At 54.0% G+C, this 17760-nt stretch carries 13 protein-coding genes and 2 pseudogenes; 6 read left to right on the top strand and 9 right to left on the bottom strand.

From position 1 onward, the window contains the following. Nucleotides 1-133 precede the first annotated feature (133 nt). Nucleotides 134-313 (top strand): annotated as a pseudogene (locus tag AAF463_RS21885) (VapC toxin family PIN domain ribonuclease); the annotation flags it as partial. Between the two features lie 42 nt (nucleotides 314-355). Here AAF463_RS21885 and betA read toward each other — a convergent pair. From betA to betI, 3 genes are read right to left on the bottom strand one after another with little or no spacing between them, the layout of a single operon-like run. After that, on the bottom strand, nucleotides 356-2035 hold the full coding sequence (gene betA, locus AAF463_RS21880; RefSeq protein WP_350262072.1) for a choline dehydrogenase: 1680 nt from the start codon (nucleotides 2033-2035) through the stop codon (nucleotides 356-358). A 28-nt stretch (nucleotides 2036-2063) separates the two neighbouring features. After that, the gene (gene betB, locus AAF463_RS21875; RefSeq protein WP_192413098.1) at nucleotides 2064-3536 is read right to left on the bottom strand and encodes a betaine-aldehyde dehydrogenase; all 1473 of its coding nucleotides are present in this window, start codon (nucleotides 3534-3536) and stop codon (nucleotides 2064-2066) included. A gap of 13 nt (nucleotides 3537-3549) precedes the next feature. Next, nucleotides 3550-4143, bottom strand: coding sequence for a transcriptional regulator BetI (gene betI / locus AAF463_RS21870; protein ID WP_101761563.1), 594 nt, complete (start codon nucleotides 4141-4143; stop codon nucleotides 3550-3552). A gap of 255 nt (nucleotides 4144-4398) precedes the next feature. Between betI and AAF463_RS21865 the strand changes: the two genes are divergently transcribed. Then, complete coding sequence (locus AAF463_RS21865) at nucleotides 4399-6429, top strand: choline transporter (protein ID WP_350262071.1); 2031 nt, start codon at nucleotides 4399-4401, stop codon at nucleotides 6427-6429. 83 nt (nucleotides 6430-6512) lie between these two features. Then, nucleotides 6513-7487, top strand: coding sequence for a UV damage endonuclease UvsE (locus AAF463_RS21860; RefSeq protein ID WP_350262070.1), 975 nt, complete (start codon nucleotides 6513-6515; stop codon nucleotides 7485-7487). Here AAF463_RS21860 and AAF463_RS21855 read toward each other — a convergent pair. From AAF463_RS21855 to AAF463_RS21845, 3 genes are read right to left on the bottom strand one after another with little or no spacing between them, the layout of a single operon-like run. After that, nucleotides 7474-7947, bottom strand: a complete 474-nt coding sequence (locus AAF463_RS21855; RefSeq protein ID WP_271460465.1) for an OmpA family protein — start codon at nucleotides 7945-7947, stop codon at nucleotides 7474-7476. The genes AAF463_RS21860 and AAF463_RS21855 overlap by 14 nt on opposite strands. Then, nucleotides 7944-9158: a diguanylate cyclase gene (locus AAF463_RS21850; protein ID WP_350262069.1), complete on the bottom strand. Its 1215-nt coding sequence runs from the start codon at nucleotides 9156-9158 to the stop codon at nucleotides 7944-7946. The genes AAF463_RS21855 and AAF463_RS21850 overlap by 4 nt, the downstream gene beginning before the upstream one ends. 1 nt (nucleotide 9159) lies before the next feature. Continuing rightward, nucleotides 9160-9816, bottom strand: coding sequence for a YfiR family protein (locus AAF463_RS21845; protein WP_233501695.1), 657 nt, complete (start codon nucleotides 9814-9816; stop codon nucleotides 9160-9162). Nucleotides 9817-10195: 379 nt separating this feature from the next. Here AAF463_RS21845 and AAF463_RS21840 point away from each other — a divergent pair, with 379 nt between their 5' ends. Continuing rightward, nucleotides 10196-12283 carry an FUSC family protein gene (locus AAF463_RS21840; protein ID WP_350262068.1) on the top strand — a complete coding sequence of 696 codons (2088 nt, stop codon included), beginning with the start codon at nucleotides 10196-10198 and terminating at the stop codon, nucleotides 12281-12283. A gap of 356 nt (nucleotides 12284-12639) precedes the next feature. Here the strand turns inward: AAF463_RS21840 and AAF463_RS21835 are convergent, their stop codons facing one another. Both AAF463_RS21835 and ascF read right to left on the bottom strand, forming a co-directional pair. Next, complete coding sequence (locus AAF463_RS21835) at nucleotides 12640-14076, bottom strand: 6-phospho-beta-glucosidase (protein WP_101761556.1); 1437 nt, start codon at nucleotides 14074-14076, stop codon at nucleotides 12640-12642. 11 nt (nucleotides 14077-14087) lie between these two features. Then, complete coding sequence (ascF, locus tag AAF463_RS21830; RefSeq protein WP_271460460.1) at nucleotides 14088-15539, bottom strand: PTS cellobiose/arbutin/salicin transporter subunit IIBC; 1452 nt, start codon at nucleotides 15537-15539, stop codon at nucleotides 14088-14090. A 249-nt stretch (nucleotides 15540-15788) separates the two neighbouring features. Here ascF and AAF463_RS21825 point away from each other — a divergent pair, with 249 nt between their 5' ends. Beyond that, nucleotides 15789-16808: a LacI family DNA-binding transcriptional regulator gene (locus tag AAF463_RS21825; RefSeq protein ID WP_336768245.1), complete on the top strand. Its 1020-nt coding sequence runs from the start codon at nucleotides 15789-15791 to the stop codon at nucleotides 16806-16808. Nucleotides 16809-16931: 123 nt separating this feature from the next. On the opposite strand, the pseudogene AAF463_RS21820 reads toward AAF463_RS21825, so the two are convergent. After that, nucleotides 16932-17090: pseudogene (locus AAF463_RS21820) on the bottom strand (acyl-CoA thioesterase); the annotation flags it as partial. A gap of 232 nt (nucleotides 17091-17322) precedes the next feature. Between AAF463_RS21820 and AAF463_RS21815 the strand changes: the two are divergent. Beyond that, on the top strand, nucleotides 17323-17748 hold the full coding sequence (locus AAF463_RS21815) for a RidA family protein (RefSeq protein WP_008106850.1): 426 nt from the start codon (nucleotides 17323-17325) through the stop codon (nucleotides 17746-17748). Nucleotides 17749-17760 lie beyond the last annotated feature (12 nt).

Here is a 17760-nt window from a genome sequence, read left to right as displayed (position 1 = left end):
GATGAAGAGGGCGTTGCTATGTATGAACAAATGCGAGGGGACAAGCATTAAGGTTTGTAGTTACAACATACTTTTAATAGTTTTCTTAATCGTGAGCCTGGCAGCAGTGCGGTTGTCGTTGTGACAGTGAAGCGCGGCTATAGATGCTACGACGAAAGTGACAATGTCCTCGGCTGCGTCTGGTACTCCGATTGGTGCTAATGATGCGGCGATCGCCGGACATGCCATTGCGGCAGGCACAATTTTAGTCCCTGACAATACTCGGGAATTCGCTCGGGTAGTTGATTTGGATCTTCAGGATTGGGCTAGTTAGCCACCAAAGAAAAGGGCGACCAGCGTCGCCCCTAAATCAACCTCAACCACGCATCGGTTCAGCGCGGACCGGTTTATCACCGGCAACAAAGTAATCCGCTTCGCTGCGCGGCAGCGGCTGTCGACCACGAATGTTATCTGCGATTTTCTCGCCGATCATGATGGTCGTCGCGTTCAGGTTACCGGTGATGATCAGCGGCATGATTGAAGCATCTACCACGCGCAGGGCTTCAACGCCGTGAACGCGGCCTTCACCATCGACGACAGACATCTCGTCGTTACCCATTTTACAGGTGCCGCACGGGTGATAAGCCGTTTCGCCGTGATTTCGCACAAACTCATCTAACTGCTCATCGGTCTGGCAATCCAGGCCAGGGCTGATCTCTTTACCGCGATATTTATCCAGCGCCGGCTGGTTGATGATCTGGCGCGTGATACGAATCGCATCGCGGAACTCCTGCCAATCCTGCTCATGTGACATGTAGTTGAACAGAATCGCTGGATGGCGACGCGGATCGCGTGATTTCAGGCGCACATGACCGCGGCTCGGTGAGCGCATCGAACCAACGTGGCACTGGAAGCCGTGTGCTTCCACCGCGTTCGAACCGTTGTAGTTAATCGCCACCGGCAGGAAGTGATACTGAATATTCGGCCAGCTGAACTCTTCACGACTGCGGATAAAGCCGCCGCCTTCAAAGTGGTTGCTGGCGCCGACGCCGGTGCCATTAAACAGCCACTCCGCACCGATTTTCGGCTGGTTCCACCACTTCAAGGCCGGGTAGAGCGAAACTGGCTCTTTGCACTCATATTGCAGGTACATTTCGAGGTGATCCTGCAAGTTCTCACCCACGCCCGGCAAATCATGCACCAGCGGGATATCGAACTGTTTCAGCAGTTCAGCGGATCCGACTCCGGAACGCTGCAGAATCTGCGGCGAGGCGATGGCTCCGGCGCACAGCAGCACTTCACGACGTGCATGCGCCTGGTGCGAGGTATTGCTGGAACCCAGCAGATACTGCACGCCAACCGCGCGTTTACCTTCAAACAGAATGCGGTCGGTGGTCGCATGGGTAACGATTTTCAGGTTCGGACGGGTTTTCGCGGTATCGAGGTAACCGCGCGCGGTGCTGGAGCGGCGACCTTTCGGCGTCACAAAGCGATCCATTGGCCCGAAACCTTCCTGCTGATAGCCATTCAGGTCATCAGTGCGCGGATAACCTGCCTGCACGCTGGCTTCAATCATCGCTGCGAATAGCGGATTATTGCCAGGTTTACAGGTGGTGATGCTCACCGGACCTTCGCCGCCGTGATAATCATTGGCACCGATATCGCGCGTTTCTGATTTGCGATAGTAGGGCAGGCAGTTCAGGTAGCTCCAGTTTTCCAGGCCAGGCTCCCTGGCCCAGTTATCGAGGTCCATCGCGTTACCACGGATGTAACACATGCCGTTGATCAGCGACGATCCGCCCAAGCCTTTACCGCGCCCGCACTCCATGCGGCGGTTGTTCATGTACGGCTCAGGTTCAGTTTCATACGCCCAGTTGTAGCGTTTTCCCTGCAGCGGGAACGCCAGCGCCGCAGGCATCTGCGTGCGGAAGTCGAAGCGGTAATCTGGGCCGCCCGCTTCTAAAAGCAGCACATTGACGCTGCTATCTTCGGTCAGTCTTGTTGCCAAAACGTTCCCTGCGGATCCGGCTCCGATAATGATGTAATCAAATTCCATTAGTCGTTCCTCAGGTTAAAAGCCAAAATTAAAATACGGACTGAAAACGGGTCATTTCGAGCTGCACAGATTTCACTTGCGTGTAGTTTTGCAGCGTCATCAGGCCATTTTCACGGCCCACACCCGAATGTTTGTAACCGCCCACCGGCATTGCGGCGTCAGATTCGCCCCAGGTATTGATCCAGCAAATGCCCGCTTCAATCTGGTGAATTACGCGGTGCGCGCGGTTAAGATCCTGAGTTACCACACCGGCCGCCAGTCCAAATTCAGTAGCGTTGGCGCGGCGAACCACTTCTTCTTCGCTTTCATAAGTCAGAATCGACATCACTGGCCCGAAGATCTCTTCACGCACAATGGTCATCTCATCGCGGCAGTCGGTGAACACGGTCGGTTCCACCCATGCGCCGTTATCGAAAGCCGCACCGCTCAGACGTTTACCGCCGCACAGCAGGCGCGCACCTTCGCTGATGCCGGATTCAATAAAGCGCATCACGTTGTCGCGATGCGCGAAGCTCACCAGCGGACCGAAGTTGGTATCTGGATGGTTGAGATCGCCGGCCTTAATACGCGCCACGCGCTCAGCGATTTTGGCTTCAAACGCCGCTTGCAAATTAGCTGGGATAAACACGCGCGTGCCGTTGGTGCAAACCTGGCCCGAGCTGTAGAAGTTCGCCATCATCGCGATGTCAGCGGCGAGATCGAGGTCAGCGTCATCGAAAATGATCAGCGGAGATTTGCCGCCCAGCTCCATGGTGACATCTTTCAGCGTCGAACCGGCCGCATTGGCCATCACTTTCTTACCGCTGGCAACGCCGCCGGTGAAGGAGACTTTATCGATGCCCGGATGATCGGTAAGCAGCTGGCCGGTGACCGCGCCGCGACCGTTCAACACGTTGAACACGCCGTTCGGCACGCCCGCTTCAGTATAGATTTCCGCCAGTTTCAGCGCGGTCAGCGGCGTGACTTCGCTGGGTTTGAAGATCATCGCGTTACCGGCGGCCAATGCTGGCGCGGATTTCCACAGCGCGATCTGAATCGGATAGTTCCACGCGCCGATCCCGGCTACCACGCCCAGCGGTTCGCGGCGGGTGTAAACGAACGAGGTATCGCGCAGCGGGATCTGCTGGCCTTCCAGAGAAGGAATCAAGCCCGCGTAGTACTCGAGCACGTCGGCACCGGTGACGATGTCCACGTATTGGGTTTCGCTCAGCGGTTTGCCGGTGTCGAGGGTTTCCAGCGCGGCCAGTTCGTCATTGCGCTCACGCAGAATATCGACCGCACGACGCAGAATGCGTGAACGTTCCATCGCGGTCATCGCCGCCCAGATTTTCTGGCCTTTTTTCGCGGCGGCAACAGCGCGATCAACGTCTGCGCGTTCCGCTTCATGCACGTCGGCCAGCACTTCGCCGTTCGCCGGGTTGATGGTCTGGAATGTGTTACCTGCCGCAGCGGGAACCAACGCGCCATCAATATAAAGGTGTTGCTCGGTGAATCGGGACATGATTTCTCCTTCCTCAGTGATTCTGGTCAGCCAATTGCTGACGAATGAATTGGGTGGTGAGCTGTCTGGCGATAGCCAAATCGAACGGTTTGCCGCTGAGTGCTGCGCGAAGCCACAGGCCATCAATCAATGAAGCGAGGCCATGTGCCGCCAGACGCGCCTTTTCACGCGGGATAACGCGACGAAACTCGGCTGCCAATGTGGAAAACAGGCGCCGGCTGCTCACGCGTTCTAAGCGGCCCAACTGTGGCTGATGCATGCTGCTGGCCCAAAAATCCAGCCAGGCTTTCATTGCGGCGCTGTGCACCTGAGAATCATCAAAGTTGCCTTCCACAATCGCCAGCAGGCGCGCTTCCGTTGTGGCGTCTGCCAGCGGTTTTAACCTTGCTGCTACCGCATCACGTAGCTGACGTGTTACGTCACGCATCGTGGCTTCCAGCAGACCGTTCTTGTCTTTGAAGTAGTGGCTAATGATGCCTGTCGATACGCCAGCACGTCGCGCAATCTGCGCAATGGTGGCATCGTTGATCCCGACTTCGTTGATGGTGCTCAGGGTCGCATCAATCAGTTGCCGACGACGTATCGGCTGCATTCCCACCTTTGGCATAACACTCCAGCTCCACTTCAATCTTAGAACACTATTAAAACTTTTTTTGATTGCACGTTCAATATAAAAAAGAAATTTGTTAGGATGCTGTGCTTGGATTGTTACAAAAACGAAGCGGCGAAGCGAAGGGACTCAGCGGATGCGTATGCACGCGCATCCCACGAAAACCGCATTTTGCCTCGTCGGGATGCCGTTAATGGCGATCTCCGCGAGCTTCTTTGGCACGTACTACAGGAAATTAACCAGAGGTAATCGATGATTAATCCACCTGCCAGTGAAAAAGACAGAATCAATCCTGTGGTGTTTTACACCTCCGCCGGACTGATTCTGACATTTTCACTTGTCACGATTTTTTACAGCGAACTCGCTGCCAGCTGGCTTCTGACCGCCGTTAACTGGGTCACCTCCACGTTTGGCTGGTACTACATGCTCGCTGCCACGCTGTACATCGTGTTCGTCATCTATATGGCGTGTTCGCGCTACGGCGCCATCAAGCTGGGGCCGGAGCAATCTAAACCCGAGTTCAGCTTACTGAGCTGGTCGGCGATGCTGTTTGCCGCCGGCATCGGTATTGACCTGATGTTCTTCTCGGTTGCCGAGCCGGTAACCCAATACATGCAGCCGCCAGAAGGTGCAGGGCAGACCATGGAAGCCGCGCGTCAGGCGATGGTGTGGACGCTGTTCCACTACGGCGTCACCGGCTGGTCGATGTACGCATTAATGGGCATCGCGCTCGGCTACTTCAGCTATCGCTACAACCTGCCGCTCACCATCCGTTCGGCGCTCTATCCGATTTTCGGCAAACGCATTAATGGCCCGATTGGTCACACGGTGGATATCGCTGCGGTGATCGGCACCATCTTTGGTATCGCCACCACGTTGGGAATTGGTGTGGTGCAGTTGAACTACGGCCTCAACGTGCTGTTCGATATTCAGGAAGGTTTCACGGCGCAGGCCGCGCTGATTGTGCTGTCGGTGATCATCGCCACCATCTCAGTAACATCCGGCGTGGATAAAGGCATCCGTATTCTTTCTGAGCTGAACGTCGCGCTGGCGCTGGGCTTAATTCTCTTCGTGCTGTTTATGGGCAAGACCGATTTCCTGCTCAACGCGCTGGTGCTGAACGTTGGTGATTACATCAATCGCTTTATGGGCATGACGTTGAATACCTTTGCCTTCGATCAGCCACGCGAGTGGATGAATAGCTGGACGCTGTTCTTCTGGGCGTGGTGGGTTGCCTGGTCGCCGTTTGTCGGTCTGTTCCTCGCACGTATCTCGCGCGGTCGTACCATTCGTGAGTTCGTGTTGGGTACGCTGATTATCCCGTTCACCTTTACGCTGCTGTGGCTGTCGGTGTTTGGTAACGCGGCGCTGTATGAAATCATTCACGGCGATGCCGGCTTTGCGCAGGAAGTGATGGCGCATGCCGAACGCGGCTTCTATAGCCTGCTGGCGCAGTATCCGGCGTTTAAATTCAGTGCTTCGGTGGCCACCATCACCGGCATGCTGTTCTACGTGACGTCGGCGGATTCCGGTTCGCTGGTGCTGGGTAACTTCACCTCGAAGCTGAAAGACATCAACAGCGATGCACCGAACTGGCTGCGTATCTTCTGGTCGATTGCGATTGGTGTGCTGACGATGGGCATGCTAATGACCAACGGGATTTCTGCCTTGCAGAACGCCACGGTGATCATGGGCTTACCGTTTAGCTTTGTAATCTTCTTTGTGATGGCCGGGCTGTATAAATCCCTGAAGGTGGAAGATCACCGCCGCGCCAGCGCCAGCCGCGACACTGCGCCGTACATTCCGGCCAGTAACGATCGCCTGAGCTGGAAGAAGCGCCTGTCGCGTCTGATGAACTATCCGGGCACGCGTTATACGCAGAAGATGATGGAAGAGGTGCTGTTCCCGGCGATGCAGGATGTGGCGAAAGAGCTGGAGCTGCGCGGTGGACGTGTATCGCTGGAGCGTGCCGAGCCAGAAGAGGGGCAGCCGCTGGGCCACCTTGATCTGCGCGTGTTGCTGGGCGAGGAGCAGGATTTCGTTTATCAAATCTGGCCACAGCAGTATTCGGTACCGGGCTTTACCTATCGCGCACGTAGCGGTAAATCGACCTATTACCGTCTGGAAACCTTCTTGCTGGAAGGCAGCCAGGGCAATGATTTGATGGACTATAACAAAGAGCAGGTGATCATCGATATTCTCGATCAGTACGAACGTCACCTGAACTTTATCCACCTGCATCGTGAAGCGCCGGGCAGCAATATGACCTTCCCGGACGTGTGATCTCAGCCAGGTGCGCCTCGATGCGCACCTGGCACTTTCTCCGATCGCAGCTACACTTTCACGCTGATTAAACGGGGGATGAAATGAAATTAGGCTTTGCTTGTAAGTATTTGGATCAACAGGCTAAACAGCCTTATCCCTTCAAAAGCACCACCCGCACGCGCTTTCTCGGCCTCGATGATGAATCACGCATCACGCTGCTAAACCAACTGGCGCAAAACAATCTGCAAAATCTCACTCTCACGCTTGAAAAGCTGGCCACGCAGCCCGACGCGCTGCGCATGATGCGCATCGGCAGCGATCTATTGCCGCTTTACACGGTGCCGCAAGCGACTCAGCTGTACGGTGAATTATTGCCCGATCTTACGCCGTTACTACGCCGCTGCGGCGAGCTGGCGCGCGCTAATAATATTCGGCTTTCATTCCACCCCGGCCAATATACGGTGCTGGCCTCCGATAATGACGGCGTGGTCGATCGCGCGATTGAGGATGTGGAGTATCACGCCACCTGTGCGGTATTAATGGGTTATGGCCGACAGTTTCAGGATTTCAAAATCAACATCCATATGAACGGCAAAAAAGGCTTTGAGGGATTCCGCGCCGCGTTTCTGCGGCTCACCCCTGAAGCGCGCAATATGCTAACGGTGGAAAATGATGAAATATCCTGTTCGCTGGACGATGTGTTGCAGGCGCGTGAGTTGTGTCCGGTAGTGCTGGATATTCACCATCATTGGGTGAAAGAGAATCACTATATTCAGGCTGATGATGCGCGCATCGTGCTGATAAAAGCGTCGTGGCGCGGTGTGCGGCCAGTTTTGCACTATTCGATTGCGCAGGAAGGTTTGATTCCCGATCACGGTTTCCCGGATCAGCAGGATTTAGCGGTGTCGAAAACCAAACTTCGCGCCCATGCCGATTATTACTTCAATCAAAGCTTAAATGATTGGGCGCTGTCGTTTGATGCCTTCGATATTATGTGCGAAGTGAAGATGAAGAATTTAGCGCGCGACCGTTTGTACGATTATGCAGTCGAGCGCCAGATCATCACGGCGCCGTAATCACAATCGCCACGCGGCGGTTTTGCGCCCGGCCCTGCGGGTTATTGTTGCTGGCAATCGCCGCGCTCATTCCTAAGCCGCGCGTAACGATATTTTCGCGCGGAATTCCCGCGCCTTGCGCCCATTGTGTCGCAACGGCGTTGGCTCTTTTCAACGACAGCTGCTGGTTGTAATCCGCTTTGCCATAATTATCTGTATGACCATCAATACGCACATGCTTAATGCCGGTCGTCGCCAGATTTTTCGCCATTGTCTGAATGGTGTTTTTACTGGCGGGAGTGAGTTCAGATTCGTTGACGCCAAACAGAATTTTGTCCGACAAACCTAATCCCCAACCTTCGCTATTTTGGCTGAAACCGGCATTACGCATCGCTGCGATCTGTTCATCGCTGAAACGTCCCTTTGCCTGGCAACCGACCAGCGCCAGCACACACACCATCAGGAAAATTTTCATCTTCATCTCCGCACCTTACTCTTTCCCTTATTTTTGTACATGTTCGTATCTGCGCGTTCCAGAATCGACTCAACCGTATCGCCGTGCTGCGACCAGGCGTAGCCAATGGTCACCGAGGTGGAAATCGGAGTGCCTTCAGCAATAACAATTTTCTGGCTGATGGCTTTATTAATATCCTGCATCAGCAACTGCAATTGCGCCTCGCTGGCGCGGCTGCTCACCAGCATGGCGAACTCATCGCCGCCTAAACGCGCGACTAAATCCTGTTTATATGCCAATGCGGAAAGGCGCGAACCAATCGCTTTCAGTACTTCATCACCGGCGGCATGGCCCCAGTTATCATTGATGCTTTTAAAGCGATCGCCATCGAGAAACAGCAAAGCAAAGCGCTCTTTCGCCAGTTGCTGATCGAGCAGTTGGGTTAAACGCGCCACAAAGGCGGCGCGATTGGCGAGGCCGGTTAGCGGGTCTTCCAGCGCTTTGGCGGCCAGCGTGCGATTATCGCGGATCAGAGAAGCCTGCAGCGTCTGCATCTCTGTCAGCAACGAGTTGAGGTCATTGGAAAACAGCTGAAATTCGCGCGTCGGGCTTTCCGGGATACGTAAGGAAAAATCACCAGAATGGATCACGTAGTGGATCGAGCTGGTGATATTACGCAACGAGGCAAGTATGCCGCGATGGAGAAATTCACTCAGCAGGAAGGAGATGATTAACACGCACAGCATGCCGCTGGTCAGAATCATCAGCGAATAACGGATGAAATCGGCCGCGCCGGTAACGGTGCCTTCCAGCGTCAGCGTACCGACATTGGCTTCCGAGTGGTTAATATTAACGCTGAGCGGTTTAAGATAAATCCACTCACGTAATAATCGCGGATACCAGCCGGTCTGTTCTTGTCGATCATGCCAGTCAACTAAAACAGTGTGATCGTCAGTCACCAGTTTTGCGGAATCGAACATGCCTTCATTGCCGAGGCGCGCGATTTTATTATGCGCGTCGTAGCTGTCTTCAAATACCGTGGCGGCCGTCAGCGTGGTGCTGAGCGTGGCGGCAATTAATTCCAGATTTCTTTTCTCGTAGCTTTTAATAAACAGCAGGGAAGTCGACGAGAGCAGCAGCCAGCACAGCAATAAAATCACCGCAGAGTTGATGGTGCTAATCTTGCGCAGCTTGTTACGAATCGATGATTTATCATTGAGTGAATTTTCTATTTTCATCTTATTTGCTTCCATTGCGGGACAGCAACAGTACGTCCGGACTCACCTTGACGCCGCTCCTGGCAAGCGAATCAAGGTTGACTGAGAACAGCGTGTGGTCGGGTTTAAAAATCAGGCAGAAGGCGGCGCCAATGGTACATTCCGCATTGTTTTCAGCGAGGGTTAATACCGCCTTACCTTTGAGGTGATTAAAAAGTTCAACCTGTTGTTGCGGCGTCTGATCGCCAAAATAGACCGCATCGCAATGCTGCGTTGCCAGTTCACTTTCGCTGGAGAGATAAACCACGCTAAACGGAACGGCTGAAGGCACACTATTTTGTGGCAATGAGAGATGTTGCGCGGAGGAAAATACGCAGAGTTGTGGCGCGCCGGTTAAACCCGGCCAATGGGTAAAACTAATAATACCGCTGACAATGCGATTGGCTTTATCGTCTTTTATTTCAGCAATTGCTGAGCGAGAAATAAACAGCAGCAGAAATAGGGCAGTTACGACGATTTTGCAGATATGGAGCAGGGAGAGCAGGACGTCGGCTTCCCGATGAAGTTGATGTTTACGTAACATACTGCGTTCCCGAGAGTTCTTCGCATTATTCAGCGCGCAAATAGTAGCACCGCTACGGTTAAAAATGTACCTACAGTTCGTAGGGCCGATATTCATGGCGACTTTTCTCGCAAAATGCTCACCCGAGCATTCCACAAATTTCTGCGATATTTGTAGACGGCATTGCGTGAAATTATTTTATGGATAAACGACCAAAAAGGGCGCACTTCACCAAAGTGTGATCCAGCACACATTTATCGGCCTGATAACTGCTACGCGTTAAAACGGCTTAAATCGCTGATGCCGGATAATTTAGCGACAAAACCGCATCTTTAACGTGGATTTTCATTAGCCGTGCTTACGCATCTGCGCCACGTGCAAACCGCGCGATGAACATGGTTTTCGATTACGAAATAATTCGACATATTTATCGAGGTGAGGCTTTTTCACATTCTGGCAGGATACGCAACATTCAGTACATCCTGGTCACCGTGTCATGCAGTGGTTTTCAAAAAACGCCGTTTTTTTTGCTGTAAAAACCTGTCTGGCCGCCTTTCTGGCACTCTATTTCGCACTCGAACTGAATCTGGATAAACCGGCGTGGGCGGTGACCACGGTGTTGCTCGCGTCACAGCTCTATTCCGCCTCAACCATTTCCAAATCGGTGTTCCGTCTGCTGGGGACACTATTGGGCGGCGTATTCGTCTTCTTTATCTTTCCGCCGACCGTGCAGCATCCGCTGCTGTTCTGTTTCTGCATTTCGTTATGGGTCAGCGTTTGCCTCTATCTGTCACTGCACGACCGCACGCCGAAGAGTTACGTGTTTATGCTGGCCGGTTACAGCGCGGCGATCATGGGTTTTCCGGAAGTCACCACGCCGCTGTCGATCACCAGCACGGTGATTTCGCGTATAGAAGAGATCACGCTCGGCATCGTCTGCAGCAGCCTTGTGCATGCGCTGTTGTTTCCGGTATCGATGCGCAGTCTGCTGGAGCAGAGCGTAAGCCATTGGTATCTCAACGCGCGCAAACTGTGCAGCGATTTGCTTTCCGGCATTCCCAGCGATAGTTCGCCCGAGCGTGACGATATTCTGATTCGCATGGCAACGCATCCGCAGCAGGTGGAAGTGCTGATCACCCACTGCGTTTATGAAGGTGACGCCGCGCGGAGACTGATTCGCCTGGTTAGCGTGCAGTATCAACATCTCTCCTATTTGATCCCGACGCTGACGGCTATCGAGATGCGCCTGCAGCGGCTCTCGATACTGCAAATCGCCTTTCCGGAAAACGTGGCGCAAACCTTTCAGCTATTTCTACAGTGGCTCAATGATGGTGAAGCGGTAGGGGAAACCGGCGGCATCCAGCAGACGTTAAGCGCTTGTCAGGCTGAACTTAACCTCGCCTGGCAAAACGGCGACTTGCCTACTGAAAACTGGCTGCTTTTTACCGGATTAATGGAACGGCTGGCGGATTTTGTCCGTATTGCCGGGGCCTATCAAAGCGTTGGTGGATTGGTGAGCGACCTGTCGGGCGACACCACACTGGCGCGCGGCAAACGCACGCACCGTTTTTTTGATAAAGGGCTAATTCGGCTTTCGGCGTTAACCGCGTTCTGTGCCACCTTCGGTTCCTGCTTGCTGTGGATGGGATCGGGCTGGCGTGATGGCGCATCGGCACCGGTGATGGCGGCGATTCTCTGCTCATTGCTCGCCAGCCAGGATACGCCGCTAACTTCAATGAAGCTGTTTGTACGTGGCGTAATCGTGGCGATCATTATCAGCGTAATTTATGTGGCGCTGCTGCTGCCGCAAGCCACTTCGTTTGAGGCGCTGATGATTTGTCTCGCGCCCGGACTGATGATTCTGGCGCTGATGATCGCGCGGCCCTCGACCAACATGATAGGCCTGAGCGTAGCGATTCAGATCCCCGGCTTTATCGGCCTCGGCCACCATTTAAAACCTGATTTGGTGCTGCTAATCAATAACGCGATTGCCACCATGGCGGGCGTGATGTTTGCGGTAATCATCACCGCCATCATGCGTAACAAACGCCCATCATGGACCGCGCGCCGCGCCGTGCGACAAGGTCTGCGCGAGCTATTGCGCTTTATTAAAGAGACCGAACGAAACGGTTCGTCACTGCTGGGACGGCAACGTTTTATCAGCCTGATGCTGGATAAAGTGAATGTGGTGTTGCCGCGCTTACGGCTCGATCCGCATCCCGATATGCGTTCAGCCGGCATGTTGCTCAAGGAAGTGTGGCTGGGCGTGAATAGCTTTGATTATTACGCGCGCCACAAAGAGCTGCTGCAGCAATATCATCTGGATAGTGGACAGATGTTTCATGAGCTGGCGCTGTTTCTCAAACGCCGCCTGAAGTCACTGCAAACCCCGCCGCATGCGGATTTGCAGGATGAGCTGGATTTACTGTTGCTGAAGCTGGAACAACTGGCGAAGCACGACGAAAGGGTGCTGACGCCGCTGTTTCATCTGTTCAGTATTCGGCTCTATCTTTTCCCGCAACAAGCGTGGCCAGCCGCCACGCCGCGTCAAAGTGAAGTTTTGCAGCGTCAGGCAGCCACTTAGAGTCGTCAGCAATGTTAGCGGCGAGCGCGCAGGCCTGGGTCACTTTTGGTCCGGCGGTCCTCGCGCCGCTAGCGCGGTACCTTCACTTCGCTCGTCTGCCTGACGCACCGGCGGAGACGGGACTTCCCTGTCCCGGCTCCGCCTTTCGCCCGCGTCCTGCGGGCTCTGCTGGCTTCCTCGCTTCGTTCAGCGCTGCGGATTGCCGGCCCAAAAGTGCCCCCGGCCTGCTCCGAACCTTCAATGCGTGTTGTTGAAAACCGCACATTTGCCAGAGGCGCAGACGTGTCAGCGCCCGCACCAGAACTAAAAATGCTTTTTAACAGACAAGCATTACGCCATTCATGGCGACCACTTATTTACAACGCCTCCAGATTCCGCCCGTTGCTGGCGATCACTTGTTTGTACCACCAGAATGATTTTTTGCGGATGCGTTCCAGGCTGCCGTTGCCTTTGTCATCACGATCGACATAAACAAACCCATAACGCTTACTCATTTCGCCGGTCGAGGCCGCCACCAAATCGATGCACCCCCACGTGGTATAACCGATCAGCGGAATACCATCGGCAATCGCTTCGCCCATCGCCTGAATATGCTCCTTGAGATAGCTGATGCGGTAATCGTCGTTAATCTCGCCGTCGGCATTGATTTCATCGTGCGCGCCGAGGCCGTTTTCCACCAGAAACAGCGGCTTCTGGTAGCGGTCATACATCATGTTCATGGTGATACGCAGACCGAGTGGATCGATGCCCCAGCCCCAATCGCTGCGTTTAACATGCGGATTGGTCAGCGATTTCACCACGTTGGCGGCGCTGCTGTTTTGCTCGTTCATCTCTGCCGAGGCGCAGCGTGAGGCGTAATAGCTGAAGGAGACGAAATCAACGGTGTGACGCAGCGTAGCGGCATCTTCCGCTTCCATCGCAATCTCCACGCCTTTCTCGCGGAATACCCGCGCGGCATACGAAGGATAAGCGCCGCGCGCCTGCACATCGATAAAGAACAGGTTTTCGCGATCCTTCTCCAGCGCGGCCCATACATCCTCCGGCTTACATGACCACGGATAGAAGTTGCCACCCGCCAGCATGCAGCCGACCTGGTTTTCCGGGTTAATTTCATGGGCGATTTTGGTCACCAGCGCGCTTGCCACCAGCTCGTGATGCGCCGCCTGATACTTCACCTGCTCCGGGTTTTCGCCCGGTTCAAACACCAAACCTGCACCGGAAAACGGGCTGTGCAGCAGGATATTGATCTCGTTAAAGGTCAGCCAATACTTCACCAGACCGTTGAATTCTTCAAAGCAGGTGCGCGCATAGCGGCTGAAAAATTCGATCATTTTGCGATTGCGCCACGAACCGTATTCGGTCACCAAATGCATCGGTACATCGAAGTGGCACAGCGTCACCAGCGGCGTGATGCCATATTTCTGGCACTCTTCAAACAGGCTGCGATAGAACGCGATGCCTTCCGCGTTAGGCGTCAATTCATCGCCTTGCGGATAAATACGGCTCCAGGCAATAGAGGTACGGAACACGGTAAAACCCATTTCTGCCATTAGCGCGATATCGTCTTTATAGCGACGGTAAAAATCGATGGCGTCATGGCTTGGGTAATATTCATCGCTGCGCAGTTCGAAGCGCTTTTCCAGGCCCAACTTTACCGGCATGCGATGCGCACCGTGGGGGATCATATCCACCGTGGTTAAACCTTTACCGCCCGCCAGATAGCTCCCCTCTGACTGATTAGCGGCTAATGCGCCGCCCCACAAAAATCCCTCTGGAAATGTCACTTCAGACATAAAAACCTCTTTTACACCTTGGATAAATTAACGTTGGCGGGGTTGGCATCATCCGTCACCGGCTTTGGCTGTGCGGGCTCGGTGACCGGGATATCTTCAAAGCCGAGAATCAACGTCAGAATGAAGGAGAGCACCACCGACAGCACCATCACGCCAGCGACCCACACGATGCTCATCGGATTGGTGGGATCGAAAAACTGTACGCTGGTGAACAAGCCTGGTGAGGCCATTGAATGGCTGGCAAGCCCACCAATCCCGGCCACTGCGCCGCAGATAAACCCGCTGATCAGGCTGGCGATCAGCGGACGTTTCAACCTGACCGCCACGCCATACAGCGCCGGTTCAGAAATGCCCGCGACAATCGCCGATGCCGCCGCTGCAAACGCGGTTTGACGCAGTTCAGGGTTCTTGGTTTTGAATGCCACCGCCAGCGAAGAACCGCCTAGCGACAGGTTGGCCCCGATCTCCGACGGCATCACCATGCCTTCTTTGCCGGTTTCGGCGATGGTTTGAATGATGGTGGGGGTAAATACGCGATGCATCCCGGTCATCACCAGCAGCGGCCACAGCGCGCCCATAATCGCCACCGATAACCAGCCAAGATAGCCGTGAATGGTGTAGACCAGCGCGGAAATGCCGCTACCAATCCAAATGCCGAGCGGTCCAATCAGCACAATGGCAATCGGTGCGGCCACCAGCACGATCAGCATCGGCTTGAGGAAGTTCTTGGTAACCGCAGGCGTGATGCGATCAACCCAGTATTCGATATGCGACAGAATCCACGTCATCACTAACGCCGGAATAACCGTGTAGGTGTACTTCACCGCCGTCACTGGAATGTAAGCAAATTCCACCGCCTGGCCTTGTGCGGCTTTCGCCATTAAATCGACAAAGTTGGGATGCACCAGCACACCCGCGATGGCAATCGCCAGCGACATGTTGGTTTTGAATTTCAGCGCGGCGGAGGCGGCCACCATAATCGGCAGGAAGAAGAACGCGCCGTCACCTATCACGTTGAGGATGATCAGTGTGGAAGAGCCTTTCTCCAGCACGCCGCTCATCTCCAGTACCATCGCCAACAGCTTTACCATCGAGCCACCAATAATCGCCGGGATCAACGGTGACATGGTGCCCACCAGCGCATCAAGAATACCGGCACCGATGCTGCGCAAGGTGATTTTGCGTTTCACTGGCGCGGCGCCTTCGCTGTTCGGCGTGCCGAGCTTTAATACTTCCTGATAGGCGAGGTTCACGTTGTTACCAATGATCACCTGACACTGCGTGTCGGTGTGCACCACGCCCATCACGCCGGGAATGGCTTTCAGTGTGGCGTTATCAATGTTTGCGCTGTCTTTCACCACGAAACGCAGGCGCGTCATGCAGTGCGTCACCGCTTCGATATTGTTCAGGCCGCCGAGCGCAGCCACGATGGCGCGCGAGACATCCGCATAATTTTTAGCCATGGATTTTTAATCTCTGATTATTTGGTAGGGGTACAACGGTTTCTGCGTGATTTTTCATCATGAGAAACCGGTTTCACAAAATCATGAAGATGCAATGTAATCCAGGCAAGAAATTTAAAATTTGATAGTGGAAAGTGTGAAGTTGATCGCTTTGAGTAACTGGACGGCTATGCGGTAATGGCAGAAAAATTGCCGCCTATTTCGTGGCTTAGGTACACTGCTGCAATGAGCATGGAAAAAGAGTGAATCATGGCGACGATAATCGAGGTGGCAAAAGTAGCAGGCGTATCCAAAGCGACTGTATCGCGTGTGCTGTCTGGCAACGGCTATGTCAGCCAGGAAAAACGCGAGAAGGTGTATCAGGCGATTGCCGCTACTGATTTCCGCCCTAACTTGCTGGCGCGCAATCTGGCGACCAAATCCAGCCAGACGATTGGGCTAGTGATCACCAATACCCTTTACACCGGCAGCTACTTCAGCGAGTTGATGCAGCACTCTGCGCGCCTGATGGAACAGCAGGGACGTCAGTTGTTGCTGGTGGATGGTAAACACAGCGCCGAAGAGGAGCGTGCGGCCATTCAGTTCCTGCTTGATTTGCGCTGCGATGGCGTGATCATCTATCCGCGTTTTCTCACCACCGATGAAATGGACAGCATCATTGCGCAGCATAAACACCCGATATTGGTGATCAACCGCCGTCTGCGTCAGCACGACAGTTACTGCATTTACTCGGATCAACAGCGCAGCAGCAGCGTCGCGGTGGAGCAGCTGATTGCGCTGGGCCATCGCGACATCGCCTTTATCACCGGTTCACTGGATTCGCCGACCGGCCGCGAACGTCTGGCGGGCTACCACGCGGCGCTGACCAAACATGGCATTGCCGTTGAAGATGCGCTGGTGGTCGAAGGAAAATGGCAGGCGCAAAACGGCATGACAGCGGTGCAACAGTTACTGAAGCAGGGCAGAAATTTCACGGCGCTGGTGGCCAGTAACGATGATATGGCGGTGGGCGCGCTCAAAGCGCTGGCGGCCGCGCAGATTGCGGTGCCTGCACAAGTGGCAGTGATCGGTTTCGATGATATCCCGCTGGCGCCGTTTACCATTCCGGCGTTATCCAGCGTGAAAATGCCGGTAACCGAGATGATTCAGGAAACCATTGAACGCCTGATTTCCATGCTGGATGGCGGCGAAATGCGCAATGACAAAACCTTTGCCGGAGAATTAATTATGCGTGAATCAGTTGGGCCGGGACCGCATCACCCTCAGTGATGAAAAATTGGGGTTTCTGATTCCACTCATTTAGTCACTGATGTTATGTGGAAATTTATTTCTCTATTAACAGGCTGAGGGGAAAACGGGTTCCCCCCGCACCGCAATCCGGTGCGGGCGCGTAATTTTGCCCTGTTTAAACTCTCCTTCAATATCGATACCTAAAGCTTCACGCATATAAGCGTGGCGCGTCCACTCCATATAAAACGGATAATAAAGGCCATCGACCACGCCCTGAAAATCGATATGCTTTTCATCCACCTCATACTGCTTTGCAAACATTTTTATATCCTTATCTGAGAGTTAGGGGAATAAGCAGGGTGGTATACCTCAGAACGCACGTCCGGTAAACGCCGGTTAGTCGGCAGGTGATGATGTTCACAATTTAATGCTAAAAATCATCACCGTTAGCTCCTTCGGATTTTTCAAAGCAACACCTCGGTTAATGCTGTTTTCGCTGCCAGGCGTAGGAGGGTATACCTTGCGAAACCCTTTTTTCGCAGAGCAGGCCAGCATGACCACACATACTCGCATCCGTAAATTCAACACCAAAGAAACCTATCCCAATCAGGCGCTGGATAACGATCTCTGTCAGGCGGTGCGCGCGGGCAATACCGTGTATGTCCGTGGGCAAATTGGCACCGACTTTGCGGGCAACCTGGTAGGATTAGGCGATCCCGCCGCGCAAGCCGAACAGGCGATGAAAAACGTTAAACAGCTACTGGAAGAAGCGGGCAGCGATTTATCGCACATCGTCAAAACCACCACTTACATCATTGATCCCCGCTATCGCGAGCCGGTGTATCAGGTGGTTGGCAAATGGCTGAAAGGTGTGTTCCCGATCTCCACCGGTTTGGTGATTTCCGGTTTAGGTCAGCCGCAATGGTTGATGGAAATCGATGTGATCGCGGTTATTCCTGACGACTGGCAAGCGGAATAAGAGGCGCGAAAC

The sequence above is a fragment of the Pantoea sp. BJ2 genome (assembly GCF_040255075.1).
Taxonomy (GTDB): Bacteria; Pseudomonadota; Gammaproteobacteria; order Enterobacterales; family Enterobacteriaceae; genus Pantoea; species Pantoea leporis.
This window is presented reverse-complemented; position numbering and strand designations above follow the sequence as displayed.